Raw genomic sequence first — 1846 nt, 5'->3', positions numbered from 1 at the left:
CGCTCCGGTGAGAGCCCGCTGCTGTTCGACGGCGGCGGCAACAAGAAGGCCGCCTACACCTCGGTCCTCAACGCCCTCAACGCCGCCGGCCCGACGACGTCGCCCACGGCGAGCACCTCCCCGAACACCTCCCCGAACACTCCTGGCGGCACCAACGAGATCGTGGGATCACAGTCCGGCCGGTGCATCGACGTGCCCAACGCGACCCAGAGCAACGGCACCCGGGTGCAGCTGTATGACTGCCACGGACAGTCGAACCAGCAGTGGACCTACACGTCCAGCAAACAGCTGCAGGTGTACGGCGGCAAGTGCCTCGACGCCAACGGTGCGGCCACTGCCAACGGCACGGCCATCATCATCTGGGACTGCAACGGCGGAGCCAACCAGCAGTGGAACGTCAACGCCAACGGCACGATCACCGGCGTGCAGTCCGGGCGCTGCCTGGACGTCTGGGGCACCGGCAACGGCCAGCAGGTCCAGCTCTACGACTGCAACGGGCAGGCCAACCAGCAGTTCAAGCTCGTTTCGCTCGGTGGACCCACGTCGCCGCCCCCGTCGTCGCCGTCGCAGTCCCCGGGCGGGTCGTGCTCGCTGCCGACGTCGTACCGCTGGTCGTCGACGGGTGCGCTGGCCAGCCCGGCGAACGGGTGGGTGTCGCTCAAGGACTTCACCAACGTCGTCTACAACGGCAAGCACCTGGTCTACGGATCCAACGTCTCCAGCGGCGGGTCGTATGGCTCCATGAACTTCAGCACCTTCACGAACTGGTCCGACATGGCCTCGGCCACGCAGACCGGGATGGGTCAGGCCACGGTCGCGCCCACGTTGTTCTACTTCGCCCCGAAGAACATCTGGGTGCTGGCCTACCAGTGGGGTCCGAACGCCTTCAACTACAAGACCTCCAGCGATCCGACCAACGCCAACGGCTGGTCCGCACCGCAGGCGCTGTTCACCGGGAGCATCTCCAACTCCAGCACCGGCGTCATCGACCAGACGCTCATCGGCGACGGCCAGAACATGTACCTGTTCTTCGCCGGTGACAACGGCAACATCTACCGGGCGAGCATGCCGATCGGCAACTTCCCCGGCAACTTCGGGTCGAGCTACACGACGGTCATGAGCGACTCGCAGTACAACCTCTTCGAGGCGGTCGAGGTTTACAAGGTCCAGGGCCAGAACCAGTACCTGATGATCGTCGAGGCGATCGGCAGCCAGGGGCGGTACTTCCGTTCCTTCACATCCTCCAGCCTGAGCGGCTCGTGGACCCCGAACGCCGCCAGCGAGAGCAACCCCTTCGCGGGCAAGGCCAACAGCGGTGCCAGTTGGACCAACGACATCAGCCACGGGGATCTGGTCCGCAGCAACCCCGACCAGACCAAGACCATCGATCCGTGCAACCTGCAGTTGCTGTACCAGGGGAAGAATCCCAGCGCCGGCGGTGACTACAACCTGCTGCCGTGGCGACCGGGTGTGCTGACGCTGCAGCGCTGAGGGCCTCAACGCGCCGCGGCGCCCCAGGCGTGCGCGGGCTCGTGAAAGGCGGTCGTCAGGCCGTTGCGGTCACTCATGCGGGTGACCGCAACGACCTGGCACAGTTCCTGGCCGGTGGTCGTGGCGACGCCGGTTGCCGGGCTGCGGAGATGGATGTTTCACGCGTTCGCCACGGCCGGACGGTTGCACGGGTTGGTGGAGTGGACCGTTCGCGGGTTGGCGGCGATGATGGGCGCCAATCCCGTATCGCTCGACGTGAATCGATGTCACGACTTGAAGGAGTTTCCGTGTCCACACATCGCCCTCGTCGGCGGCGGGTCGTGGCCGCCGCGGCCGCGGCGGCCTGTGTCGCCTT

At 66.2% G+C, this 1846-nt stretch carries 2 protein-coding genes; both read left to right on the top strand.

Features of this window, described 5'->3' with window-relative positions; genetic code table 11:
- A partial coding sequence (locus ABT369_RS57750; RefSeq protein WP_350627260.1) for a non-reducing end alpha-L-arabinofuranosidase family hydrolase occupies positions 1 to 1491 on the top strand: 1491 nt, incomplete at its 5' end.
- Between the two features lie 81 nt (positions 1492 to 1572).
- The coding region (locus ABT369_RS57745; protein WP_350627258.1) for a hypothetical protein at positions 1573 to 1846 on the top strand (274 nt) is incomplete at its 3' end.

This window comes from Dactylosporangium sp. NPDC000244, assembly GCF_040300725.1.
Classification (GTDB): Bacteria; Actinomycetota; Actinomycetes; order Mycobacteriales; family Micromonosporaceae; genus Dactylosporangium.
The sequence above is the reverse complement of the archived record's forward strand: the minus strand, read 5'-3'. Positions and strand labels throughout refer to the sequence as shown.